Raw genomic sequence first — 2,450 nt, 5'->3', positions numbered from 1 at the left:
TTTTGTGGGGAGAGCAGGATTCGAACCTGCGAAGTTTTCACAGCAGATTTACAGTCTGCCCTCGTTGGCCGCTTGAGTATCTCCCCAGGCCATTTCGATTGCAAATATATAATTGTTTTTTATTGTTGCAAACTTATTTTACGGTAATGTATAAAATATTTTATAACGTTCTGAAAACTAAAAACATAAAAAAATCCCATTTAATTCTTTCAAACTAAATGGGATAATTATTTATTATTTTATGCCTAATGTTTCTTTTATTTTAGCTTTTAATTCTTCGCCGCTAAGGTTTTTGGCAATAATATTTCCTTTTGCATCTAAAATAAAGGTTGCAGGAATACCGTCAACTTCATATGCCATAGCAATTGGATCTTCCCAACCTTTTAAATTAGAAACCTGAGTCCAGGTTAATTTATCTTTAGCAATGGCTGCTTTCCATTTTGCTGCATCATCATCTAATGAAACTCCAATAATATTTAAACCTTTACTGTGCAGTTCATTATAAATAGCAACTACATTTGGATTTTCAGCTCTACACGGTCCGCACCACGAAGCCCAAAAATCAATAATAGTAACTTTTCCTAACGATTCTTTTAACGAAACGGTTTTGCCATCTGGCGTTTTTGCTGAAAAATCAGGTGCCTTAGTTACTTTTTTTTTTCTGGAGCAGCAGCTTTTAATTGCGTGTCTAATGCTTTTTTTACATTTTTACCGCTTTTTGTTTCGTATAATTTTTTGTCTAATTTGTCAAATGCTTCTTTGGCATCTTTTCCTTGCATCATTCCTCTACTAACATAGTTTTCTAGAAAAAGCATTGACAAAATTGAACTTGGATTATTTTTCATAAAATCTTTCGATTTCGCATCCATCTTTGCAGAAATAGATTGCGCTAATTTACCATATTCTTGATTTAATTGCGTTTGAACAGCTATATCATTCGTTTCCATAGCTTTTTTCATAGCGTCATTATTGTTTTTCTGAAAATCCATAATCGGTTTATTGATAATAATTGATTCATCCATATATTTTTGAAACAAATCATTATCAGATGTTCCTGATATTTTAGATTTTTGAATGTCTTTGGTATCAAAATTAATTTCTATTGTACCACTTTCAATAATAAAAGTAAGCGCTTTTCTCGATTGAAATTGCGGATCAATTACACCATCAATACTAACAATTCCAACTTCAGGAAATTCGCTTTTTCCTTCAAATTCAAATTTTCCTTCTTTGATTTCTACAGTATCCATAGCAACAGGACCCATTTCTCCTGCACCTTCTAAAAATACTTTGGTGCCGTCTTTTACTCCTTTTGCAGTTCCTTCAACCTTAAATTTATTGCAAGAAATTAATATTAATGCCGAAAATAATAGTACTACTTGTTTCATTGTTTTTTTTCTAAATGGTTATGCTGAAAAATTCAGTTTAAATTTTATTTAATGCAAAGGTATTATTTTTTTTAGGATTAATAAAATGTATCTAAATCCAAAATACATATTACTATCTTTGCAAAATGAATAGTTTTACTAAATTTAATTTTCACAAACATACGTTTTGCTTGTTTCAACAAGTGGAAGATACTGCAGTTGCAGATTTAAAATTAGGTTACAAAAGTGCGTCCGGAAGTGCGTACTATTTTACAGAATTGGGTGTTTACAGAAAATCCAACCATTGGGGAAGAGCTGCTAATTGCCGTTGGAGATTGATAACTAATGCGGACTATAAAAATCAAACTGAAATTGTAGGATTTGCGCATTGGACCGATTTTTATCCAAATAACGAAACAGAAAAATTTTTTTTCATTACAATTGATGAAACTAAAAACGAAGTTCATTTTAATCATAAAAATCATTCAGATTATGCTAATCAAATGCTAAGAAACGCATCGGATACGGCAAAAAGAATTAAAGAAATCAAAATTGTATTACAAGATACTTCTTGGTCTAAATACCTGATTTTTGATGATTTCGAAGAAATAAAGAGGAAAATGCTAACTGAATTAAGTAATACCAATGAAAGTTTCGTAAATTTGAAGAAAATTTTGCAACATGGGAAGAAATAATGCCATAAATAAAGACAAGCATAAAAAGCAATTGGACAATCATTTGAAGAAAATTCAAAAAACAAAACAAACGTCTGCGGCTAAAAAAGCGTCAATTTTAGAACAATACAAGCAATCGCTTAAAAACCAATAATGCCAATACAACAGTTCGTATATTTAAAACCAAAAGTTCAAACAATTATTGATTTGATAGCTCAAAAAGAATGGAAAAAAGCCCAACTTTTACAGCTAGAAGTGAGTGAGGAAGTGGAAAATTTAATAGATGAGGTGGTTTCAGACAATCATTTAATCGAATTAAGTAAATATCAGGTTTTGCTTACACATTTATTACTCAAAATTCAAAATGGATCACACTAAACTTTGCCCTTGCGGGAGTCACGTTACTTTA

5 protein-coding genes and 1 tRNA gene are annotated in these 2,450 nt (G+C 30.9%); 3 read left to right on the top strand and 3 right to left on the bottom strand.

Translation table 11 applies throughout. From position 1 onward, the window contains the following. Positions 1-5: 5 nt before the first annotated feature. The 3 genes from ABWO04_RS11180 to ABWO04_RS11170 form a co-directional block, all read right to left on the bottom strand. Positions 6-86: transfer RNA gene (locus ABWO04_RS11180), tRNA-Tyr, on the bottom strand. Between the two features lie 148 nt (positions 87-234). Next, the gene (locus ABWO04_RS11175) at positions 235-681 is read right to left on the bottom strand and encodes a TlpA family protein disulfide reductase (protein ID WP_353079771.1); all 447 of its coding nucleotides are present in this window, start codon (positions 679-681) and stop codon (positions 235-237) included. After that, complete coding sequence (locus tag ABWO04_RS11170) at positions 648-1,388, bottom strand: DUF4369 domain-containing protein (protein ID WP_353079770.1); 741 nt, start codon at positions 1,386-1,388, stop codon at positions 648-650. The genes ABWO04_RS11175 and ABWO04_RS11170 overlap by 34 nt, the downstream gene beginning before the upstream one ends. 125 nt (positions 1,389-1,513) lie before the next feature. Between ABWO04_RS11170 and ABWO04_RS11165 the strand changes: the two genes are divergently transcribed. Genes ABWO04_RS11165 through ABWO04_RS11155 form a run of 3 tightly spaced genes read left to right on the top strand, consistent with a single transcriptional unit; the run spans position 1,514 to position 2,419 of the window. Beyond that, a complete protein-coding gene (locus ABWO04_RS11165; RefSeq protein WP_353079769.1) occupies positions 1,514-2,062 on the top strand; it encodes a hypothetical protein in 549 nt (182 codons plus the stop codon). Beyond that, positions 2,049-2,195, top strand: coding sequence for a hypothetical protein (locus ABWO04_RS11160; protein WP_291242906.1), 147 nt, complete (start codon positions 2,049-2,051; stop codon positions 2,193-2,195). The genes ABWO04_RS11165 and ABWO04_RS11160 overlap by 14 nt, the downstream gene beginning before the upstream one ends. Further along, on the top strand, positions 2,195-2,419 hold the full coding sequence (locus ABWO04_RS11155) for a hypothetical protein (RefSeq protein ID WP_353079768.1): 225 nt from the start codon (positions 2,195-2,197) through the stop codon (positions 2,417-2,419). The genes ABWO04_RS11160 and ABWO04_RS11155 overlap by 1 nt, the downstream gene beginning before the upstream one ends. The last annotated feature ends 31 nt before the right edge of the window (positions 2,420-2,450 follow it).

The organism is Flavobacterium sp. (assembly GCF_040382755.1).
GTDB lineage: Bacteria > Bacteroidota > Bacteroidia > Flavobacteriales > Flavobacteriaceae > Flavobacterium.
The sequence above is the reverse complement of the archived record's forward strand: the minus strand, read 5'-3'. Positions and strand labels throughout refer to the sequence as shown.